At 73.6% G+C, this 19,622-nt stretch carries 19 protein-coding genes; 15 read left to right on the forward strand and 4 right to left on the reverse strand.

Translation table 11 applies throughout. The annotated features are described in order from the left end of the window. Nucleotides 1-55: 55 nt before the first annotated feature. Nucleotides 56-1,024 carry an NADP-dependent oxidoreductase gene (locus BF93_RS05515; protein WP_038371213.1) on the reverse strand — a complete coding sequence of 323 codons (969 nt, stop codon included), beginning with the start codon at nt 1,022-1,024 and terminating at the stop codon, nt 56-58. Between the two features lie 83 nt (nt 1,025-1,107). Between BF93_RS05515 and BF93_RS05520 the strand changes: the two genes are divergently transcribed. Continuing rightward, nucleotides 1,108-2,478, forward strand: a complete 1,371-nt coding sequence (locus tag BF93_RS05520) for a molybdopterin molybdotransferase MoeA (RefSeq protein ID WP_051486580.1) — start codon at nt 1,108-1,110, stop codon at nt 2,476-2,478. Nucleotides 2,479-2,525: 47 nt separating this feature from the next. On the opposite strand, the gene BF93_RS05525 is transcribed toward BF93_RS05520, so the two are convergent. Next, nucleotides 2,526-2,837 carry a hypothetical protein gene (locus tag BF93_RS05525; RefSeq protein WP_038371214.1) on the reverse strand — a complete coding sequence of 104 codons (312 nt, stop codon included), beginning with the start codon at nt 2,835-2,837 and terminating at the stop codon, nt 2,526-2,528. Between the two features lie 285 nt (nt 2,838-3,122). Here BF93_RS05525 and BF93_RS05530 point away from each other — a divergent pair, with 285 nt between their 5' ends. The 4 genes from BF93_RS05530 to BF93_RS05545 all read left to right on the forward strand — a co-directional run bounded on the left by BF93_RS05530 (nt 3,123) and on the right by BF93_RS05545 (nt 8,908). Further along, on the forward strand, nt 3,123-4,115 hold the full coding sequence (locus BF93_RS05530) for an ABC transporter permease (protein ID WP_038371215.1): 993 nt from the start codon (nt 3,123-3,125) through the stop codon (nt 4,113-4,115). 4 nt (nt 4,116-4,119) lie between these two features. Beyond that, nucleotides 4,120-5,136 carry an ABC transporter permease gene (locus tag BF93_RS05535; RefSeq protein WP_051486581.1) on the forward strand — a complete coding sequence of 339 codons (1,017 nt, stop codon included), beginning with the start codon at nt 4,120-4,122 and terminating at the stop codon, nt 5,134-5,136. Nucleotides 5,137-5,149: 13 nt separating this feature from the next. Then, the gene (locus BF93_RS05540; protein ID WP_038371217.1) at nt 5,150-6,913 is read left to right on the forward strand and encodes a dipeptide ABC transporter ATP-binding protein; all 1,764 of its coding nucleotides are present in this window, start codon (nt 5,150-5,152) and stop codon (nt 6,911-6,913) included. A gap of 243 nt (nt 6,914-7,156) precedes the next feature. Next, nucleotides 7,157-8,908, forward strand: coding sequence for an ABC transporter family substrate-binding protein (locus BF93_RS05545; RefSeq protein WP_038371218.1), 1,752 nt, complete (start codon nt 7,157-7,159; stop codon nt 8,906-8,908). Between the two features lie 120 nt (nt 8,909-9,028). Here the strand turns inward: BF93_RS05545 and BF93_RS05550 are convergent, their stop codons facing one another. Together BF93_RS05550 and moaA are read right to left on the reverse strand one after the other, a co-directional pair. After that, nucleotides 9,029-9,322: a MoaD/ThiS family protein gene (locus tag BF93_RS05550; protein WP_051486582.1), complete on the reverse strand. Its 294-nt coding sequence runs from the start codon at nt 9,320-9,322 to the stop codon at nt 9,029-9,031. Between the two features lie 5 nt (nt 9,323-9,327). Continuing rightward, nucleotides 9,328-10,434, reverse strand: coding sequence for a GTP 3',8-cyclase MoaA (gene moaA, locus BF93_RS05555; RefSeq protein WP_084148299.1), 1,107 nt, complete (start codon nt 10,432-10,434; stop codon nt 9,328-9,330). 237 nt (nt 10,435-10,671) lie between these two features. Between moaA and BF93_RS05560 the strand changes: the two genes are divergently transcribed. From BF93_RS05560 to BF93_RS20190, 10 genes are all read left to right on the forward strand, one after another. After that, nucleotides 10,672-11,919 (forward strand): molybdopterin molybdotransferase MoeA, encoded by a 1,248-nt coding sequence (locus BF93_RS05560; protein ID WP_038371220.1) that lies wholly within the window; start codon nt 10,672-10,674, stop codon nt 11,917-11,919. Beyond that, nucleotides 11,916-12,440, forward strand: coding sequence for a cyclic pyranopterin monophosphate synthase MoaC (gene moaC / locus BF93_RS05565; protein WP_051486583.1), 525 nt, complete (start codon nt 11,916-11,918; stop codon nt 12,438-12,440). The genes BF93_RS05560 and moaC overlap by 4 nt, the downstream gene beginning before the upstream one ends. Continuing rightward, nucleotides 12,437-12,982 carry a MogA/MoaB family molybdenum cofactor biosynthesis protein gene (locus tag BF93_RS05570; protein WP_084148300.1) on the forward strand — a complete coding sequence of 182 codons (546 nt, stop codon included), beginning with the start codon at nt 12,437-12,439 and terminating at the stop codon, nt 12,980-12,982. The genes moaC and BF93_RS05570 overlap by 4 nt, the downstream gene beginning before the upstream one ends. Further along, nucleotides 12,979-13,581, forward strand: a complete 603-nt coding sequence (locus BF93_RS20260; RefSeq protein WP_084148301.1) for a molybdenum cofactor biosynthesis protein MoaE — start codon at nt 12,979-12,981, stop codon at nt 13,579-13,581. The genes BF93_RS05570 and BF93_RS20260 overlap by 4 nt, the downstream gene beginning before the upstream one ends. A 262-nt stretch (nt 13,582-13,843) precedes the next feature. Further along, the gene (locus tag BF93_RS05580) at nt 13,844-14,734 is read left to right on the forward strand and encodes a metallophosphoesterase (RefSeq protein ID WP_038371221.1); all 891 of its coding nucleotides are present in this window, start codon (nt 13,844-13,846) and stop codon (nt 14,732-14,734) included. Nucleotides 14,735-14,911: 177 nt separating this feature from the next. Next, entirely contained in the window at nt 14,912-15,208 is a 297-nt protein-coding gene (gene groES / locus BF93_RS05585; RefSeq protein WP_038371222.1) for a co-chaperone GroES, read from the forward strand. A gap of 4 nt (nt 15,209-15,212) precedes the next feature. Beyond that, on the forward strand, nt 15,213-16,799 hold the full coding sequence (gene groL / locus BF93_RS05590; protein WP_038371223.1) for a chaperonin GroEL: 1,587 nt from the start codon (nt 15,213-15,215) through the stop codon (nt 16,797-16,799). Between the two features lie 175 nt (nt 16,800-16,974). Then, a complete protein-coding gene (locus BF93_RS05595) occupies nt 16,975-17,670 on the forward strand; it encodes a hypothetical protein (RefSeq protein WP_038371225.1) in 696 nt (231 codons plus the stop codon). Then, nucleotides 17,667-18,785: a pseudouridine synthase gene (locus tag BF93_RS05600; RefSeq protein ID WP_232226212.1), complete on the forward strand. Its 1,119-nt coding sequence runs from the start codon at nt 17,667-17,669 to the stop codon at nt 18,783-18,785. Before BF93_RS05595 ends, BF93_RS05600 begins: the two co-directional genes overlap by 4 nt. A 7-nt stretch (nt 18,786-18,792) precedes the next feature. After that, nucleotides 18,793-19,572, forward strand: a complete 780-nt coding sequence (locus BF93_RS20190) for a hypothetical protein (protein ID WP_084148302.1) — start codon at nt 18,793-18,795, stop codon at nt 19,570-19,572. Nucleotides 19,573-19,622 lie beyond the last annotated feature (50 nt).

The raw sequence follows: 19,622 nt of genomic DNA on the forward strand, positions 1-19,622 counted from the left end.
GCACGAGACTATCGGAATCCGCTGTCCCGACGGGGCCGGACGCCCTCCGGATCGCTCAGGCGTGGGTCTCCAGCACGATCTTCCCCCGGGCGTGGCCGCTCTCGAGGACCTCGTGGCCGCGGCCCGCCTCCGCCAGGGGCAGCACCGCGGCGACCTCGAGCGGCAGCAGCCCGCTCGCGTGCCCCTGCGCCAGCTGCTGCAGCCGGCCGCGGGAGGGGGACATGCGGGTCACGCTCGCGCGGATGCCGCGCTCGCGGGCCGGGGCGAGGTCGGCCAGGCTCGGCACCGCGACGATCCGGCCGCCCTCGGCGATCACGTCCAGGCTGGGCAGGAAGGTCGTGAAGTAGTGCAGGTCGATGACGACGTCGACCCCGCGGCCGCGGGTCTCGGACAGCACCCGCTCGGCCCAGTCCTCCTCGTCGTAGGCGATCGGCTCCCCGCCCAGCTCGCGGATCCGCTCCGCGTTCTCGGCGCGGCCGGTGGCCAGCACCCGGGCGGCCCCGGCCTGCAGGGCCAGGGGGATCAGCAGCTGGCCCACCCCGCCGGTGCCGCCGTGGACCAGCAGGGTCTCCCCGGGGCGCAGGCGGGCGTCGTCCTCGAGGGCCGTCTGCGCGGTGGTGCCGGCCAGCGCCAGGCCGGCGTAGGCGCGCAGGTCAGGCTCGGCGCCGGGGACGGGGCACAGGTCGTGGGCGGAGAAGGCGACGGTCTCGGCGTAGGCGCCGCGCATGTCGCCGAGGGTCCTCACCCCGAAGACGGGGGAGCCCACCGGCATGCCCAGGGCCTCGAGGTCCACGTCGTCGGCCGCGCCGATCACGTGCCCGGACATCTCCCGGCCCAGCACGGCGGGCAGCTCGAGGTTCTTCGCCTGGCCGGAGCTGCCGTCGCGCATCTTGTAGTCGATCGGGTTCAGCCCGGCGAACGCCACCGACACCAGCACGTCCCCGGGCCCCGCAGCAGGAGGCGCGCTCTCGCGCAGCTGGAGGACGTCCGGGGTGCCGAAGGTGTCGATGATGATCTCTCGCATGCCTCGATTCTGTCCCACCGATGGGATCATCGGGGCGGTGCGGCGTGTCGGCCGGCGCGCGACGAGGTCAGGAGGACGCGAACGTGGTGGAGCATCCGGATCCCTGGTCGTGGCGCCAGGAGCTCGCCGAGCAGCTGGGCCCGCTGCTCACGGCAGGCGGCGGGCGGACGGGCGCCGCGCGCCGTCCCCAGGATGCGGGCGAGGCCCGGCCCGAGGCGGGCACGGCCTCCCTGCTGTCCGCCCTCGGCGGGCGCCTGGCCGAGGACCTCCGCGCCCCCGAGGACGTGCCGGCCCTGCCGGTCTCCGCGATGGACGGCTTCGCCGTGCGGGCGGCCGACGTCGACCCCGCCGGCCCCACCGTGCTGCCCGTCCTCGCCGACATCCCCGCCGCCCCCGGCGGCGCGCGGCGCCTGTCGCCGGGCACGGCCGCGCGCATCATGACCGGCGCCCCCGTCCCCACCGGTGCGGACGCCGTGATCGAGGTCGAGCGCACCGACGCCGCCCGGGCGGGTGCGGCGCCCGCAAAGGTGAGGATCGGCCCCGTCCCGCAGCTGCGCCCCGGGCGGCACGTGCGCCGCCCCGGCGAGGAGATCCCCCGCGGCGCGGTGATCGCCCCCGCCAGGCAGGAGGTGACGCCCGGCCTGGTGGCCGTGGCCGCGATGCTCGGGCTGGGCCGCCTGCCCCTGGCGCCGGGGCTGCCCTCCCGGACGCGGGCGGACGGCCCTCGGGTGGCCGTGCTGGTGACGGGCGACGAGGTCCTGCCCGGACACGACATCGCCGCCGGGCAGGCCGATGGCGCCGTCCGCGACTCCAACGGCGTCATGCTCGCCGCGGCCCTGGCGGAGCTCGGCGCCCGGGCCCTGCCGCGACGCTGCTCCGACGCGCCCGCGCCGTTCCTCCGATCCCTGCGCGAGGCCGCCGAGGAGGCGGATCTCGTGCTCACCACGGGCGGCATCGGCCACGGCGCCTTCGACGTGGTCAAGGCGGTGCTCGGGGAGGGCGGCACGGGCGGCTCCCGCTTCGCCCACCTCGCCCTGCGCCCCGGCGGGCCGCAGGGCCGGGGGACGCTCGCCCGCGCCGACGGCTCCCTCGCCCCGCTCGTCCACCTGCCCGGGACGCCCGTCGGCGCCCTGGTCGGGTTCCATCTCTTCGTGCGCCCGCTGCTCGGCGCCGGGGAGATCACGCAGGGCGTGCTCGGTCCGATCCCCGAGGCCGCCCGCCCGCAGCCCGGCCGGCGGGGGAGCGGCGGCGCCGCGCAGACGCGGCTGCACGCGCTGCCGGCCGTCCTCGAGGAGCACGACGACGCCGGTCACGGGGCCCCGCGGGCGCTGCTGCTGCCGGGACGCCGGCTCGCGCCCTTCGCCCGCGCCGATGCCCTGGTGCTGCTGGAGCTCGCGCCCGGGCAGGAGGCGGAGGAGGGGGCGGCGGTGCCGGTGGTCCGGCTGGGGGCGTGAGCGCTCGGTGATGCGCCCGGGCGCCCGGGGCGGGGTCAGCGATCGGGTCAGCCGGGAGAGCGGTCCTCGAGGCGCCGGCGAAGCGCCTCGTCCTGCGCCGCCCGGGCGGCGCGCCGGTCCCGGCGTCGGAGCGAGATGCCGCGGACCATCGTCGCGACCAGCACGATCCCCACGCCGGCGGCGGCTCCGAGGCTCAGCGCCGAGAGCCACGCGCTGTAGGTCCAGCCCGCCAGGAAGACCAGGGCGAGGGCCAGGATCCCCACAGGCCAGACGCCGATGCCGCGGTGGCGGAGGGCATCGGCGGACGCGATCGCGGCGAGGATGCCGACGACCAGGAGGATCAGATGCCAGAAGGTCACGATTCGAGCATAACCAGCCCCCGGGCACGGGGGAGACCTCCGATGTGCGGCACTCTGGACGACTGCAAAGCGTTATGGTGACCGACGGAACCGTCCGGAACGGACCGGTTCCTGACCCTCCTGCGTCGCGACAGCTCGGACCTCGAGCTCGACCCGGCACAGCGGCCGGAGCCTGCGGGCCCGGCGCGGTCGCCCCCGGTCCCGAGCGGGGCCCGGTCGACGAGCGGCACCCTGGGTACGGAAAGGAACACTTCGCGATGATGCACAGCCTGGTGGGGAGACGACGTGATTAGGTTCGTCTCGCTCCGATTGCTGACCTACGTGATCCTGGCGTTCGTCGCCACGAGCTTCGCCTACCTGCTGGCGGCCTCGCTGATGCATCCCGAGGAGGTGCTCTACCCGCCGATCGCGACGCAGCCGATCCCGCCGGCGACGGCCCAGATGTACCTCGACGTCCGCAACGTCAACCCGGACACCCCGCTGTTCGAGCGCTACGCGACGTGGCTGGGCGGGCTGATCCGCGGGGACCTCGGCGTGACCACCGGGACCAACAAGTCGATGGTGCCCGTGGTGCAGGAGCTGGCCACCAGGATCCCGATCAGCCTCCGCCTGGTGGTGCTGGGAACCGTCATCGGCACCGTGCTCGGCGTGCTGGTGGGCATGGTCTCGGCCGTGCGCCGGAACTCGATCGGCGACCGCGTCTCCACCTTCCTCGCCTTCGTGCTGCTGTCCCTGCCGACCCCCGTCGTCATCCTCATCGTGCAGCAGACGAACCAGGGCGTCATGGACCTCACCGGCTGGGGACTGCCGGCGATCAACCCGATCAACCCCCTGCTGGCGCCCGGCTCCTGGGAGTCCATCAGCTACCAGATCAAGGCGCTGGTGATGCCCACCATCGTGCTGGCGCTCTTCGCCGCCGCGTCCTACTCGCGGTACATGAAGGTCACGACCCTCGACGTGCTGGGCAGCGACTACCTGCGCACCGCCCGCGCCAAGGGGCTCACCCGCGGCCGGGCGATGACCAAGCACGGTCTGCGGATGGCCCTGATCCCGATGGGCCAGTACTTCGCCTTCGCGGTGGGGGCGGCCTTCACCGGGTCCCTGTTCGTCGAGCTCATGTTCAACTGGCAGGGCATCGGCCGCTTCGCCGTGTCCTCCATCGGCATGGCCGACGTCAACGGGACCGCGGGCGTCGTGCTGTACACGGCGATCCTGACCCTGCTCTCCGCGACCTTCGCAGACTTCCTGCAGGGTGTGCTCGACCCGAGGATCCGGTGACCCCATGACGAATCCTTCCGACATGCGCGGCACCGACGAGGCCGCCCAGCTGCAGGCGCACTCCGACCCGGCCGAGAATCCCGTCATCGCGAGCGTCCTGAACGACCCGTCGCTCTCCGAGCAGGACCTGCCCCAGGGCGACGCCCGGGCGATCGAGTCCATGGGGCGCAGCGAGCTGCTGCGCCGCCGCTTCCTGCGCAACCGCAGCGCCCAGATCGGCATGGTCGTCTTCGCGCTCCTCGTGCTGCTGGCGATCTTCGCGCCGATGTTCTACCAGTACGGTCCCTTCGAACGGGACCTGCGCAACGCGCTCAGCGGACCTTCGGCCTACCACTGGTTCGGCGTCAACGAGCGAGGCCTGGACATCTTCGCGCGCACCATGCAGGGCCTGCGGATCTCGCTGGTGATCGGTCTGGGGACCGCCGTGCTGACGTCCTTCCTCTCGGTGGTGGTCGGCATCGTCGCCGGCTTCGTGAGCAGCAAGGGCCGCTGGGGCGCGCTCGCCGACGGCGCGCTGGTCAACCTCATCAACCTGTTCCTGGTGATCCCTTCGCTGCTGCTGCTGATGCTGTTCAGCCCCGTGCTCCAGCAGCGTTCCTGGCTGTGGATGATCCCGCTGCTCGCCCTGTTCGCCTGGATGCTCACCGCCCGCGTGCTGCGCGCGATGACGCAGCAGCTCGTGCGCACCGAGTACGTCGAGGCGGCGAAGTTCATGGGGGTGCACCCCGTCGTCACCATGACCCGGCACATCCTGCCCAACATCGCCAGCTGGATCATCATCGACACCACCCTCGGCGTCAGCGGTGCGATCCTCGGCGAGACCGGCCTGTCCTTCATCGGCTTCGGCATCCAGTACCCGCAGGTCTCCCTGGGCACCGTGCTGCAGGACTACAACATCTCGGCGCCGTACACCTGGATCCCGCCGGCCGCGGTGCTGGCCGCCCTCGTCATCTCCATCAACCTCATGGGCGAGGCGCTGCGCGACGCCCTCGACCCGACCAGCGGCGCGAGCCGGCTGTAGAAAGGGGGAGCAGATGTCCGACACGATCCTCTCCGTCCGCGATCTCACCGTCACCTTCCCCTCCGAGCACGGCACCGTCCGCGCCGTGCAGAACCTCAGCTACGAGGTCCACAAGGGCGAGGCCCTCGCGATCGTCGGCGAATCCGGGTCCGGCAAGTCCGTCAGCTCCCTCGCGGTGATGGGCCTGCTCCCGGCCACCGCGAGCATCAGCGGCGAGATCGAGCTGATGGGCCGCAAGATCTTCACGCTCGACGACAAGCAGCTCTCCGAGCTGCGCGGGAACACGATCTCGATGGTGTTCCAGGACCCGCTGTCCGCGCTGACCCCGGTCTACCGCGTCGGCGATCAGATCGCCGAGGTGGTCCGGATCCACCATCCGGAGCGGTCCGCCGCGGCGGCCCAGGCGCGCGCGGTCGAGCTGCTGGAAGCCGTCGGGATCCCCGAACCGGGGCGCCGGGCGAAGCAGTACCCGCACGAGTTCTCCGGCGGCATGCGCCAGCGGGCCATGATCGCCATGGCGATCGCCAACGAGCCCGAGCTGATCATCGCCGACGAGCCGACCACGGCCCTGGACGTGACGATCCAGGCGCAGGTCATGGAGCTGCTGAAGTCGGCCCAGGAGCTGCTGGGGGCCGCGACGGTGCTCATCACCCACGACATGGGCGTGGTCGCCGGCTTCGCCGACCGGGTCCTGGTGATGAAGGACTCGCGGATGGTGGAGACCGGCGAGGTCGACGAGATCTTCTACCGGCCCCGGGAGAAGTACACCCGGGATCTCCTCTCCGCCGTGCCGCGGGTGGACCTCGCCGAGTCCGAGGGCACCGCGAGCGTCGCCGGCGCCGCCCTGCGCAGGGTCGCGGAGGCGGTCGAGGCCACCGAGCCGGCGATCCCGCGGGAGGAGCGCCCCGCCGTGCTCGAGGTCGAGGACCTCCACCGGGTCTATCCGATCACCAAGGGGGCGCTCGTGCGCCGGAAGGTCGGCGAGCAGCGGGCGGTGGACGGGATCTCCTTCGACATCCGCGAAGGGGAGTGCGTGGCCCTGGTCGGCGAGTCCGGCTGCGGGAAGACGACGACGCTGATGGAGATCATGCAGCTGCGCACCCCGCAGCAGGGCGTGATCCGGATCGGCGGCAAGGAGACCGGCTCCCTCACCCGCAAGGAGCGCCAGGCTCTGCGCTCGGACGTCACCATCGTCTTCCAGGACCCGATGGCGGCCCTGGACCCGAGGATGCCCATCGGCGACATCATCCGCGAGCCGATGCGCGTGCAGGGCTACAGCGCCGAGCGCATGGCCGAGCGCGTCGAATGGCTGCTCAAGACCGTGGGACTGCTGCCCGAGCACGCCGCGCGGTATCCCACCGAGTTCTCCGGGGGCCAGCGCCAGCGCGTGGGCGTCGCCCGGGCACTGGCCTGCGACCCGAAGCTGATCGTGCTCGACGAGCCGACCTCGGCGCTGGACGTGACGGTGCAGGCGGGCGTGCTCGCCATGCTGGCGGACCTCAAGACCCGGCTCGGCGTGAGCTTCCTGTTCGTCTCGCACGACCTGTCCGTGGTCCGCCACATCTCCGATCGCATCGCCGTGATGCGCCAGGGGAGGATCGTCGAGATCGGCGCGACCGAGGACGTGTTCTCCGATCCGCAGCACGAGTACAGCAAGGAGCTCCTCGCCGCCGTGCCGATCCCCGACCCGGTGATCGCGCGGAGCCGGCGGCGCATGGTGCTGGACCGGGCGGCCTTCGAGGGGGCGGCCCCGGAGGACGGCTCCACGGCCGCCTGAGCGAGACCGATCCCGGGGCGCGACCTGCCACGATGCAGGTCGCGCCCCGGTGCGTCGGGGCCTCGCCGTGTTGCGAAGCGGTAACAGGAACGCTGACATCCCACCCGGGATACCGACCGGTCATTAGACTCGTCACACCGGGCATGGACGGTGCTTGACCCAGAAGGTTTCACACCGCATGTCCCGGTCTCGACCACGAAGCGGTGCTGAGCGAATCGGTGCGCGCGAATGAAGGAGAAACATATGCGTCTGACGCGTCGATCCATGCTGGGAGCGACGGCCCTGACCGTCTCGATGACGGCGCTGGCCGCCTGCAGCCAGGACCCGGGGACCGGAGGCGGCGGCAACGGGGGCTCCGACGGCGGCGGCGAGGAGGGCGGCGACGCTCCGATCGCCGCCGACTCCAACGACATCAACGCGAAGGACCGCTCCGAGCTCGGCGAGGGCGGCGCGCTGCGCCTGGCGAACAACGCCTTCCCGGCCAACTGGAACGGCTTCCACACCGACGGCAACGAGGCGAACACGTCCGAGATGCTCGCGACGATGTACCCCAGCCTCATCCAGTACAGCGCTGCCGGCGAGGTGACCCACAACCCGCAGTACGCCCAGCGCATCGAGCTCACCTCCGAGGACCCGCAGGTCATGGAGATCGAGCTCAACGAGGGCATGACCTGGTCCGACGGCACGCCGATCAACTACCAGTCGATCGCCAACGTCTTCGAGACGATGAACGGCTCCAAGCCCGACTACGCCATCGCCTCCTCCTCCGGCTACGACAAGGTCGAGAAGATCGAGCAGGGCGCGAGCGACCTCATCGCCGTGGTCACCTTCAAGGAGAAGTACGCGGACTGGATCTCCCTGCCGGGCGTCATGCCGGACTCCCTGGTCGCGACCGCTGACGCCTTCAACACGAGCTGGGCCGCCGAGCCGCTGGTCACCGCCGGCCCGTACAAGGTCGACACGATCGACGCCGCCAACAAGACGGTGCTCGTGGTGCCGGACGAGAACTGGTGGGGCGACAAGCCCCTCCTCTCCCAGGTCCTGTTCACCACCATCGAGGACCCGGCCGCGACCGCGACGGCGTTCCAGAACGGCCAGCTCGATGTCATCGAGACGACGGTTCCCGCCACGTACTCCGTGGTCGAGCCGCTGATCGGCAACGGGGCCACGCTGCGCAAGGCCGCCGGGCCGAACTGGACCCACCTCACCCTGAACGGCGCCGAGGGGCGCGCGCTGGCCGACCCGGCCGTGCGTCAGGCGATGTTCCGCGCGATCGATCGCCACGAGGTGTTCCTGTCCGTCAACGCGACCATGCCGTACCCGGACAACACGGAGCCGCTGAACAACCACCTCCTGATGACGAACCAGGAGGGCTACCAGGACAACTCGGGCGATCTGGGCACGTACGACCCCGAGGCCGCCAAGAAGCTCCTCACCGACGCCGGCTACACCCTCGAGGGTGAGGGCGACGACATGAAGGCCATGAAGGACGGCAAGGCCGTCGAGATCACCTACGTCTACAACGACGGCTCGAAGACCAACGAGGCCGTCGTGCCCGTGGTCCAGGAGCAGCTCAAGGCCGTGGGCATCACCATGACCGTGCAGAAGGTCCCGCCGACAGACCTGTTCTCCAAGTACGTCATCCCGGGCGACTTCGACGTCACGCTGTTCGGCTGGGTCGGCAACCCCTTCCTCTCCTCCGGCGACTCGATCTGGAAGACCGACGGCGAGCAGAACTTCGGGAAGATCGGCGATGCCGAGACCGATGCGCTGATCGACCAGGCCGCCGTGGAGACGGACCCGGCCAAGCGCCTCGAGCTGATCAACCAGGCCGATGCCCGGCTCTGGCAGCTCGCGGGCGTCGTCCCGCTCTGGCAGGCGTACGACTTCTTCGTGCAGAACGACGATCTCGCGAACTTCGGGGCCAAGGGCTTCCAGTCGCTGGACTGGACGAAGATCGGCTACGTGAAGGGCTCTTCGAAGCTCGACGGCTGACCCCCGGTCATCCTGGCGACGGCCCCTGCGCTCCGGCGCGGGGGCCGTTCCGCGTCCACGCTCAGGAGACGCCGGCACTCCTCGGGGTCTCCGGGAGCGAGGGGACCGGACTCGTCCTGCTCAGCCCCCGGCGAAGGGCGGCAGCACGTCCACGCGGTCGCCCGGGGCGAGCGCCCGCGTCCGATCGCGGCACACCACGGAGTTCACCAGCAGGCTGCAGCTGTCGAGCACCCGGGCGCCGGGCGCGTCGGTCGCGGCGCGCAGCTGCCCGAGCGCCTCGTCCACGGTGCCGGCGCGCAGGAGCATCCGCTCGGCGCCCAGGGCCGCGGCGACCGCGGCGAACAGGTGCACCTCGATCTCGGGGAGCGAGGCGCCGGTCCCGGGACCCGGGACCGGGGCGGAACGGGATTCCATGGCGCTCATCCTCCGATCGCGCTCATCGGCCGCTCGGGCTGGACGAAGTCGGGGCGGTCCATGCCGTGGCCGGCCGCCTTGCCCCACTGGACCGCCCGCCACATGTCGGCGATGGCCTCGTCCGACGCCCCCGAGCGCAGGGCGCCGCGCAGGTCCGTCTCCTCATGGGAGAACAGGCAGGTGCGCACGCGCCCCTCGGCCGTGAGGCGGGTGCGGCGGCAGTCGGCGCAGAAAGGCCGGGTCACCGAGGCGATGATGCCCATCCGCCCGCGGTGCGCGCCGGTGGCACGATCGGCGACGTCGAACAGCTCGGCGGGGGCGCCGGCGCGCTCCACATCGGCGGGGGAGAGCAGGAAGCGCCCCTCGAGCAGGGCGTGGACGTCCTGGGCGGTGACCATGCTGCTGCGGTCCCAGATGTGGTCCGCGTCCAGCGGCATCTGCTCGATCACGCGCAGCTGGAGGTCCCGCCGCAGGCACCAGTCCAGCAGATCCGGCAGCTCGTGGTCGTTCACCCCGGGCATCAGTACGGCGTTGATCTTGATCGGGGTCAGCCCCGCCTCCCGCGCCGCGTCGATGCCCTCGAGCACGCGGTGCAGCAGGGGCCGGCGCGTGATGCGCTCGAAGGTCTCGGAGACCACGGAGTCCAGGGAGACGTTGATGCGGTCCAGCCCGGCCTCGCGCAGCTGCGCGGCGCGCACCTCGAGGCCGATGGCGTTCGTGGTCAGCGAGACGTCCGGCGCGGAGGGCAGGGCCGAGATCCCTGCGATGATCTCGGGCAGGTCTGGCCGGGTCAGCGGCTCGCCGCCGGTGAGCCGCACCTGCGTGATCCCCAGGTGCTCGGTGCCGATGCGCACCATCCGCACGATCTCCTCGCGGGAGAGGAGGTCCTTCGAGGAGAGGAACGTCAGGCCGGAGGCCGGCATGCAGTACGAGCAGCGCAGGTTGCAGAAGTCGGTGAGCGAGACGCGCAGGTCGGTCGCCTCCCGGCCGAAGCGGTCCAGCAGGGCCGGGGAGGCGGGGCGATCGGCCGTGTCGGGAAGGCGCACGGCGGCGGGGTCCGTCGTGCGGGGCCGGGGGATCCCCAGCGCCACGCCGCGTCCTGCCCTGGGCATCGCGCCCCCTCCCTGCGGCGCGCCGGGTGCGCGCCGTCCCGTCCAGGATAGGGGCCCGCCCCGCGCCGGCGGGGATCGGGCGGGCCCCGTTGCCGGGTCGAGACCCGCCGGGGTCGTGCCGCGGGGCGTGGGCGTCCCCGCGGCCGGGGGCGGCGGGGCGCGCTCCGGGGGCCGGAGGCCGATACTGGAGGGGTGCGCCGAGGTCGCTCGGCGCCCGCACCCGAGGGAAGGACGCCGATGGACCGGATCCCGCTCGCCGATCACCGCGACGACGCGATCGCCCTGCTCGCCGCCCATCGCACGCGAGAGATCGTGCCCGTCACGGGCGCGCTGCTCGGGCGGGTGGCCGCGGCCGATGTCCGGGCCCGCACCGACGTCCCCGCGGCGGACAACTCCCAGATGGACGGCTATGCCGTCGCCGCGGCCGATCTCGCGGGCGACGGCGCCGCGGCGCGCCTCCGGCTCGCCCCGGCGATCGCCGCCGGCGCCGGGGTGCGCGACCACGTCCCCGGCACCGCGACCCCGATCATGACCGGCGCCCCCGTCCCGCGCGGCGCGGACCTCGTCGTCCCCGTCGAGGAGAGCGGCCCCGGCAGCTTCGAGGGCGCCCCGCCCGCCGGCGAGGAGATCGACCTGCGTCCCGCCGTCGCCGCGGCCGGTCGCTTCGTGCGCCGCGCCGCCTCCGACACCCGCGCCGGGGACCTGATCCTGCGCGAGGGGACCGTGCTCACCCCGGCACGCATCGCCCACCTCGCCGCCTGCGGGATCGACCGTCTGCGCGTGCTCGTGCCGATGCGCGCCCTGGTCCTGTCCACCGGCAGCGAGGTGCAGGATGCCTCCACGGCGCTGCGGGAGGGCGGCGCCTTCGACGCCAACGGTCCGGGCCTCGCCGCCGCCCTGGTCGACGCCGGCGCGGAGGTGGTCGGCGCCGCCCGTGTCGTGGACGATCCCGCCGAGCTGCTGCGCACCCTCGAGTGCCAGGCCGCCGCGACCGGGGCCGATCTCGTCGTGAGCAGCGGCGGTGTCAGCGCGGGCGCGTTCGAGGTGGTCCGCCAGGCCGCCGAGCTGCCCGGCGTGCGGCTGGCCTTCCCGAAGGTGGCGATGCAGCCCGGCGGCCCGCAGGGCATCGGCACCGTGGAGGCCGACGGCCGCCGCCTGCCGTGGCTGGCGTTCCCGGGCAACCCCGTCTCCGCGCTGCTGAGCCTTGAGCTGGTGGCCCGGCCCGCGCTCGGAGCCGCGCCGCGCACGACGCTGCGCCTGCCCGTCCGCCTGGACGAGCCCGCGCCCTCGCCGCGCGACCTCGAGCAGTACCGGCGCGCCCGGCTGCTGCCGTCGGGGGAGGTGCGGCTGGTCAGCGGCCCTTCCTCGCATCTGCTGGGGGCGCTGGCGCTGTCCGATGCTCTGGTGCGGGTGCCGGCCGGCGTCGACATGGTGAACGATGGGGACATGCTCGAGACCCTGCTGCTCCCGGGCGCCGGCGCATGACCGGCGCAGACCTCTCCCATGTGCGCGAGGACGGCTCCGCCCGCATGGTCGACGTGACCGACAAGGCCGTCACCTCCCGCGCCGCCACGGCCCGGGCCGTGCTGCGTACCCGCCCCGACGTCATCGACCGCATCGCCGAGGGCACCCTGCCCAAGGGCGAGGCCCTGCCCGTGGCGCGCATCGCCGGGATAATGGGCGCCAAGCGCACCCCGGACCTCATCCCCCTGTGCCACCCGCTGCCGCTGTCCGGGGTGGAGCTGGACCTCGACCCCCACGACGACGTCGTCGAGATCCGCGCCCGGGTGCGGACCCGCGGCGTCACCGGCGTGGAGATGGAGGCGCTGACCGCCGTGAGCGTCGCGGCGCTGACCGTCTTCGACATGATCAAGGCCGTCGACCACCTCGCCGTGATCGAGCAGATCCGGGTCGAGGAGAAGTCCGGCGGGAAGAGCGGCGACTGGAGCCGGGGCGATGCGCCGGCCGCAGCCGCAGGCCCCGAGGAGCAGGAGGGCCCGCGATGAGGGAGATCCCCGCCCGGCGCAGCGACGCCGACTGCCGCATCCCCGATCCGGAGAACCCGGCGCTCCTGCTCGGCAGCGCGCGCGTGGTCATCGCCTCGACCCGTGCGGCCGACGGCACCTACGAGGACCGCACCGGCCCCCTGCTGCACGCCTGGCTCGCAGGCCGCGGCCTGGACATCGGCCCCGTCGTCGTCGTGCCCGACGGCCCCGAGGTGGGGCGGGCCGTCGGCGCGGCGATCGCGGACGGCGTGGACGTGCTCATCACCTCCGGCGGCACCGGCATCTCCCCGAGCGACGTCACCCCCGAGCAGACGGCTCCCCACCTGGACCGGGAGCTGCCGGGGATCCTCGAGGAGGTGCGGCGGCGGGGCCTGGCGAACTCCCCGGCCGCCCTGCTCAGCCGCGGCCTCGCCGGCATGGCCGGGCGGACCGTCGTGGTGAACCTGCCCGGGTCCCGCGGCGGGGTGAAGGACGGCATCGCCGTGCTCGACCCGATCCTGGACCACCTCCTGGACCAGCGCGACGGCGGTGGCCACGCATGAGCGGCCCCGGCTCCGCCGCGCCGGACGGGCCGACCGAGCAGACCGCGACCCCGAGCGCCGCGGTCCCCGACGCCGTGGCACCGGAGCGTGCACCGGAGGCCATCGGCCGCACCCCCTTCGGCGCCGACCCGCAGCAGCTGCGTGTCCCCGGCGACCCGGCGCTCGGCGAGGCCGGCGCGCGCGTGCGCCGCGCGAGCGTGGGGGAGGAGCCGATCTCCGTCGAGGAGATGGCCAGCGCCGTCGCCGATCCGCGCTGCGGGGCCGTGGTCACCTTCGACGGGGTGGTCCGCGACCATGACGGCGGGCGCACCGTGCTCTCCCTGGACTACAGCGCCCACCCCCTGGCGCAGCAGGCGCTCGCCGAGGCCGCGCGGGACGTGGCCGCGAGCCATGAGGACGTGCTCATCGCCCTCGCGCATCGCATCGGCCCGCTGCGCATTGGCGACACCGCCCTGGCCTGCGCGGTCGCGGCGCCGCACCGCAAGCTCGCCTTCTCCGCCTGCGACGCGCTGGTCGACGAGGTCAAGCGCCGCGTCCCCATCTGGAAGCACCAGCGCTTCGCCGACGGCGAGGCCGAATGGGTCGGTGCCGGCGGCTGACCCCGCACCGCCGCCCGCACCGCGCCGCCCCGCCCCCGCGCCGCCCTGCCCCGCCCTGGCCGCCCCCGTATCGCGCCGCCCTGCCCTGCCCCCGCGCGGACGGCTGTCGAGTGCCGGCTGGCGAGCCAAAATCGGCCCATTCTGGTTCGCCAACCGGCACTCGTGCCGTGGCCGGTGCGGGCCGACGTGCCGTGGCCGGTGCGGGCCGGCGCGCCGCGGTGCGGTTCACCCGGGGGACATCTGCGAGGGCTAGCGTCGGGCCATGCGCATCCTGCACCTGACCGACACGCATCTCTTCGCCGATCCCGCCGCCCGGCACTACGACCGCATCGCCACCGCCGATGCGCTGCGGGCGGTGCTCGAGAACCTCTCCGGGCTGCGGGGCGTGGACCTCGTGGTGCACTCGGGGGACGCCTCCGAGGACGGCAGCGTCGCCAGCTACCGCCTGCTGCACGAGATGCTGGACCCGTTCGCCGCGCGGCTCGGGGCGAAGCTCGTGGTCGCCATGGGCAACCATGACGTCCCCGCCGCCTACGCGCAGGTCGCCGGGCCCGGCGACCACGCCGCGCCCTACCAGGACCGGGTGGTCACCACCGGCGACGGGGCGCGGGCGGTGGTGCTGGACACGAGCGTCCCCGGCGCCGGCTACGGCCATCTCGACACCGTGCAGCTGGACTGGCTGCGCCGGATCCTCGCGGTGCCGGCCCGCCGCGGCACCGTGCTGGTGCTGCACCACCCGCCGCTGGCGGCGGCCACCCCCCTGCTGCGCGCCCTGGACCTCGACGGGCTGGACGAGCTCTCCGCCGCGATCGAGGGCACGGACGTGCGCGTGATCCTCTCGGGCCACTACCACCACGCCCTCGACGGCCGGCTGGGCTCGGTGCCCGTGCACGTGGCGCCGGGGGTGACGAACGTGGTCGACCCGCTGGGCGCGGATCAGCACGAGCGCGCCCTCGCGCTCTCGGGGGCGAGCCTGGTGGAGTTCGACGGGCGCAGCGCGCAGTCGGCGCCGCGGATCACCACCTCCGTCTGGCCGAACGCGGGGGACCTCCCGGCCGACGGCGACCCCGGGCAGCGGCTCGCGCCGGTCTACGACTTCGACGAGGAGGCGGTGCGCGGCATCGTCGAGGCCGCCGGGCGCCGACACGTTTAGCACTCGTCTTGCGCGAGTGCCAAGGCGGTCCTAGAGTTGTCCCCGTTGGCAGTCACCTGGCCCGAGTGCCAGAGCTGCCAGACGGGTCCCCACCCGGTCGGCACCGCGACGACGACCGCTCCGGGGATCCGAACCCGGAACTCTCAGAGTCATTCATCGAAGAAGGAGTGGATCCGCATGTCGGTCTCCATCAAGCCCCTCGAGGATCGTGTCGTCGTCAAGCCGCTCGAGGCAGAGCAGACCACGGCCTCCGGCCTGGTCATCCCGGACACCGCGAAGGAGAAGCCCCAGGAGGGCGAGGTCGTCGCCGTGGGCGAGGGCCGCTTCGACGACAAGGGCCAGCGCGTCCCGATGGACGTCAAGGTCGGCGACAAGGTCGTCTTCTCCAAGTACGGCGGCACCGAGCTGAAGTACGGCGGCGAGGAGTTCCTCATCCTGGGCTCCCGCGACATCCTCGCGATCGTCGAGGCCTGAGCCCATGGCGAAGGAGATCATCTACGACGAGGAGGCGCGCCGCGCCCTCGAGCGGGGCGTCGACCACCTCGCGAACACCGTCAAGGTGACGCTCGGCCCCAAGGGCCGCAACGTCGTCCTGGACAAGAAGTGGGGCGCCCCCACGATCACCAACGACGGCGTCACCATCGCCCGGGAGATCGAGCTCGAGGATCCGTTCGAGAACCTCGGCGCCCAGCTGACCAAGGAGGTGGCCACCAAGACGAACGACGTCGCCGGTGACGGCACCACCACCGCCACCGTGCTGGCCCAGGCGCTCGTGCACGAGGGCCTGCGCAACGTCACCTCCGGCGCCGCCCCGGCCGCCCTCAAGCGCGGCTTCGAGGCCGCCGTCGAGGCCGTCTCCGCCAAGCTCGGCGAGATCGCCATCGAGGTCGACGGCAAGGAGCAGATCGCGAACGTCGCGTCCGTCTCCAGCCAGGACCGCGAGATCGGCGAGCTCCTCGCCGAGGCCTTCGACAAGGTCGGCAAGGACGGCGTCATCACCGTGGAGGAGTCCTCCACCACGGCGATGGAGCTGGACTTCACCGAGGGCATGCAGTTCGACAAGGGCTACATCTCCCCGCACTTCGTCACCGACGCGGACCGCCAGGAGGTCGTGCTCGAGGACGCCTACGTGCTGCTGAACCAGGGCAAGATCTCCGCCGTGGCGGACATCCTGCCGCTGCTGGAGAAGGTCGTCGAGTCCGGCAAGCCGCTGTTCGTCATCGCGGAGGACGTCGACGGCGAGGCGCTGTCCACGCTCGTCGTGAACAAGCTGCGCGGCACCTTCAAGGGCGCGGCCGTCAAGGCCCCCGCCTTCGGCGACCGCCGCAAGGCCATGCTGCAGGACATCGCGGTGCTCACCGGCGCCCAGGTCGTCACGGCCGATCTCGGCCTGGACCTGAAGACCGTCGGCACCGATGTGCTCGGCCACGCCGGCCGCGTCGTCATCACCAAGGACACCACCACCATCGTGGGCGGCGCCGGTGACGACGAGGCCGTCTCGGACCGGGTCGCGCAGATCCGCTCCGAGATCGCCGCGACCGACTCCGACTGGGACCGCGAGAAGCTCCAGGAGCGCCTCGCCAAGCTCGCCGGCGGCGTGTCCGTCATCAAGGTGGGCGCCCACACGGAGGTCGAGCTCAAGGAGAAGAAGATGCGCATCGAGGACGCGGTCTCCGCGACTCGTGCGGCCATCGAGGAGGGCATCGTGGCCGGTGGCGGCAGCGCCATCGTCCAGGCGGCCTCCGTCCTCGAGGGCGACCTCGGGCTCACCGGTGACGAGGCCGTCGGCGTCCGCGCCGTGGCCAAGGCCCTGGCCCAGCCGCTGCGCTGGATCGCGGAGAACGCCGGCCTCGAGGGCTTCGTCGTCGTCGAGAAGGTCAAGGGCGAGCAGGTCGGCCACGGCCTCGACGCCGCGACCGGCGAGTACGTCGACCTCGTCGCCGCGGGCATCATCGATCCGGTCAAGGTCACCCGGTCGGCGCTGCGCAACGCGGCCTCGATCGCGACCCTGGTCCTGACGACCGAGACGCTCGTCGTCGAGAAGAAGGACGACGAGGAGGCCTGATCCTCGCGCCCCCGGGGATCCGATCCCCGGATCGCAGGGCGGGCGGTACGACCGAGGTCGTGCCGCCCGCCCTGCGTGCATCCCGCCCGTCCGACCGGCGGCGCCTGGCGCCTCCCGGACGGGCGAGCGGCCTACTATGACGTCGTCGCAGTCCACACAGGAGGGGAGGGGATCCGTGAGCCGACCAGGCCGCCGTGACAGCTCGCCCGTCGCGCAGTCCACCCGGATCTTCGGGCCGCCCGCCCCCGCGGTGATCGGCACCGTCCTCGCATCCTTCGTGTTCGTCATCGTCCTCGAGTTCCTCGTGCTCATCAGCTTCGTGGGCCAGCGCCTGTGGAACCACCCGCTGATGCTCCACGACCTCGTGTTCACCCTGCCGCTGCTTGGGTGGGTGCTCGTGCTGGCCGCGAGCATCGTGATGGTCGCGCGGATCGTCACCACCTGGCTGCAGCTGACCGACGTCGGCGTGGACGTGCACGGCCTGTTCCGCCGCAGCATCACCATGACCTGGGCCGAGGTGGGCCGCGTCGTCGCGGTGCAGCAGATCGACCGCGGGGCCTCCCCGGCGGAGATGCTCGAGCGCTCCGGCTCCCCCTACGACGGGGTCTTCGTGCTGGACCGCGGAGGGCGGCGCCTGGTCAACGTCTCCGGGCGCTTCTTCGGCTTCGGCGCCCAGCATGCCATGGTCGAGCGGGCCCGCGCCGCCGGGGTGGAGGTGCGCGACATCGAGCTCATCACGCCCCGCGAGCTGCACGCCCTGGAGCCCCATGCGCTTTCCTTCATCGACCGCCACCCCCACCTCGTGCTGCTGGGCCTGGCGGCCTTCTACGTCGCGCACAACGTGCTGACCTTCGTCATCTGGGGCCTGTGAGCGAGGGCTCCGGGCCCGGCGGGCCCGCCGCGGGCGCCGGGCGCGCCCCGGACGCCGGCCACCCCGCATCGGGTGCCGACCACCCCGCATCCGGTGCCGACCAGCCCGCCCCGGGGGCCCGCCCGGGCCGCGCCGCCCGGCGCCGCCTGCGGCGTCCCACCCCGCCGCTGCCGCAGCGCGAGGGGCTGGACCCCCTGCGGGTGCGGCTCGAGGCCGGCGGACGGGCCCTCGACGCGCTCGCCGCGCGGCTGCCCGCCCTGCGCGACCCGGCGGCCACCGACCTCGCGCTGCGCTTCGCCCGCGGGGAGATCGTCCGGGGCTCCGGGCGCCCGGTCGCGGCCGATGAGGAGCTCGCCCCCGGCACCGAGCTGTGGCTGCACCGCGAGCTCGCCCCCGAGCACGTCCCCGAGGTCGCGCTGCCGATCCTCCTGCACGACGAGCACCTGCTGGTCCTGGACAAGCCCCACGACATGGCGACCATGCCCCGCGGCGCGCACATCCGCTCCAGCGCCCTGGTGCGGCTGCGGCGCCTCACCGGGATCGAGACCCTCACGCCGCTGCACCGCCTGGACCGACGCACCGCAGGCGTGCTCGCCTTCGGCATCCGCCCCGAGGAGCGGGCCGCCTACCAGAGCCTCTTCGCGCGCGGCGAGGTCGAGAAGGAGTACCGCGCACGCGTCCAGGAGCCGCCCGCGCAGGACGGGCCGCCCGCGCAAGACGGACCGGCCGCTCAGGACGGACCGCCCGCGCAGGACGGGCCGAGCTGGGCGCCGGGGGAGGCCTTCACCCTGCGCGACCGGCTCGTGCGGCGCCGCGGCGCGCTGCAGACGCAGGTCGTGCCCGGCGAGCCCAACGCCCTCACGCACGTGCGGGTGCTGGGCTCCGCGCCGGGGGTGCGGGACCTCGCCCTCATGCCGCGCACCGGGCGCACCCATCAGCTGCGCGTGCAGCTGGCCCATCGCGGCGCCCCGATCCTGGGCGACGACCTCTACCCGCAGGTGCGGGCCCTCGGCCCCGAGGACCCGGTGCTGCACCTGCTGGCCCTGCGCCTGGCGTTCCGCGACCCGATCACGGGCGCCCCGCGCGAGCTGATCAGCGGCCGCCGCGTACCCTGAGGGCGTGATGGTGGACGAGGACGGCGCGCCGGGCGCCCTGGAGGAGGCCGCGCCCTCCCCGCGCCGCACCCGCGACGGCCTCGTGCTGGTGGGCCCGAGCATCCGCGCGCGATACCTCCCCGGAGCGCTCATCGGCCTGCCGATGGTCTCCCTGCTGCTGGCCCCCTTCGTCGCGGCCGGCCTCGAGCAGTGGCGCGACGCCCGCGTCGCCGCCGGCGCGGGCGGACCCCTGGTGAGGCTGCTCGAGCCGATGGCCGCGCAGATGCTGCTGGGCTGGCTGCTGCTGTGGGCGCTGCTGGCGCTGTGGGCGCTGGTGCCGATGATCGCCACCCATCGGGTGGTGCTGCTGGACGAGGCCGCCGGCACCGTCCGCCTGCGGCGCGGGCTGCGCACGGGGGAGCCGGTGCCCGTGTCCGAGGTCGTCTACGCCGTGGGCGAGGCCGAGCGCGGGTACGAGGCGCTGATCGGCATCGGCGCCCCGGAGCGGCCCGAGGACCAGGCCGCCCGGCAGTGGCGGATCCCGAACATCGGCTGGGACGACGCCGGCTTCGACGGGCTGCGCGCCCTGCAGTCCGCGGCCGGGCTGCGTGCCGCCCCGCCCCGCCCCGTGCTGCTGGCCGAGGCCCGGCGCCGCCGCCGCGCGGACGCGCACCAGGAGATGGCCCAGCGCATCGGCATGCCCTGGCGGGAGGAGTACGCGCACGACGAGGCGGCCTTCCAGCGCGACTTCGACCACGCCCGCCGGGTGCTCGGCGGCAAGGAGCCGCCCTCGGGGGGCGGCGGCTGAGCAGCCGTCGGCGCGCCGGCGCGCCCGGGGCCGCTCCCGGGGCGGACCGG

The sequence above is a fragment of the Brachybacterium phenoliresistens genome, from assembly GCF_000576425.1.
Taxonomy (GTDB): Bacteria; Actinomycetota; Actinomycetes; order Actinomycetales; family Dermabacteraceae; genus Brachybacterium; species Brachybacterium phenoliresistens.

Bases quoted from the DNA above. Each gene is read 5' to 3' on its own strand.
- moaC (WP_051486583.1), top strand. From the start codon at position 11,916: ATGACCGGCGCAGACCTCTCCCATGTGCGCGAGGACGGCTCCGCCCGC.
- groL (WP_038371223.1), top strand. From the start codon at position 15,213: ATGGCGAAGGAGATCATCTACGACGAGGAGGCGCGCCGCGCCCTCGAG.
- BF93_RS05570 (WP_084148300.1), top strand. From the start codon at position 12,437: ATGAGGGAGATCCCCGCCCGGCGCAGCGACGCCGACTGCCGCATCCCC.
- BF93_RS20260 (WP_084148301.1), top strand. From the start codon at position 12,979: ATGAGCGGCCCCGGCTCCGCCGCGCCGGACGGGCCGACCGAGCAGACC.
- BF93_RS05550 (WP_051486582.1), bottom strand. From the start codon at position 9,322: ATGGAATCCCGTTCCGCCCCGGTCCCGGGTCCCGGGACCGGCGCCTCG.
- groES (WP_038371222.1), top strand. From the start codon at position 14,912: ATGTCGGTCTCCATCAAGCCCCTCGAGGATCGTGTCGTCGTCAAGCCG.
- BF93_RS05545 (WP_038371218.1), top strand. From the start codon at position 7,157: ATGCGTCTGACGCGTCGATCCATGCTGGGAGCGACGGCCCTGACCGTC.
- BF93_RS05580 (WP_038371221.1), top strand. From the start codon at position 13,844: ATGCGCATCCTGCACCTGACCGACACGCATCTCTTCGCCGATCCCGCC.
- BF93_RS05560 (WP_038371220.1), top strand. From the start codon at position 10,672: ATGGACCGGATCCCGCTCGCCGATCACCGCGACGACGCGATCGCCCTG.
- moaA (WP_084148299.1), bottom strand. From the start codon at position 10,434: ATGCCCAGGGCAGGACGCGGCGTGGCGCTGGGGATCCCCCGGCCCCGC.
- BF93_RS20190 (WP_084148302.1), top strand. From the start codon at position 18,793: ATGGTGGACGAGGACGGCGCGCCGGGCGCCCTGGAGGAGGCCGCGCCC.
- BF93_RS05535 (WP_051486581.1), top strand. From the start codon at position 4,120: ATGACGAATCCTTCCGACATGCGCGGCACCGACGAGGCCGCCCAGCTG.
- BF93_RS05515 (WP_038371213.1), bottom strand. From the start codon at position 1,024: ATGCGAGAGATCATCATCGACACCTTCGGCACCCCGGACGTCCTCCAG.
- BF93_RS05540 (WP_038371217.1), top strand. From the start codon at position 5,150: ATGTCCGACACGATCCTCTCCGTCCGCGATCTCACCGTCACCTTCCCC.